1 protein-coding gene is annotated in these 473 nt (G+C 40.2%); it reads left to right on the top strand.

The window, feature by feature from the left end:
- Positions 1 to 214: pyruvate kinase alpha/beta domain-containing protein (locus tag LDN30_RS16665; RefSeq protein ID WP_223930255.1), on the top strand; the 214-nt coding region annotated here is incomplete at its 5' end.
- Positions 215 to 473 lie beyond the last annotated feature (259 nt).

Raw genomic sequence — 473 nt, 5'->3', positions numbered from 1 at the left:
GACCCCAGCTAGACACAGTTTGGTATATAGGGGCTTGATTCCAATTCTTGGTGAAGGTTCTGCAAAGGCCACTGATTCTGAATCAACTGAGGTAATCCTTGAAGCTGCCCTGAAATCAGCCGTAACGAGAGGGCTATGCCAACCTGGTGATGCTGTCGTGGCACTTCATCGTATTGGATCTGCATCCGTTATCAAGATTTGCATCGTGAAGTAATCGTCGTGTCACATAACATAGAAATCTTGAACTCCCTCCACCTGAGCTCAGACTGATTTTCATTTATGCTTTCTGGTCTTGATAATGCATTATTAATATGCTGATTTTGTCACAATGTCTTAGGATATCTAGTATTATCACCAAGGATTACTATATTTCATGTTATATTTCATATCTGCTTCAAACACTGGATTTAATAAATATTCCTTGGGTGCAGCAATATCTTTATGTTGTTGTATGTGGTGTAGGTTGGGGTGAT

The sequence above is a fragment of the Prevotella lacticifex genome (assembly GCF_019973375.1).
In the GTDB taxonomy this organism is placed as follows: Bacteria; Bacteroidota; Bacteroidia; order Bacteroidales; family Bacteroidaceae; genus Prevotella; species Prevotella lacticifex.
This window is presented reverse-complemented; position numbering and strand designations above follow the sequence as displayed.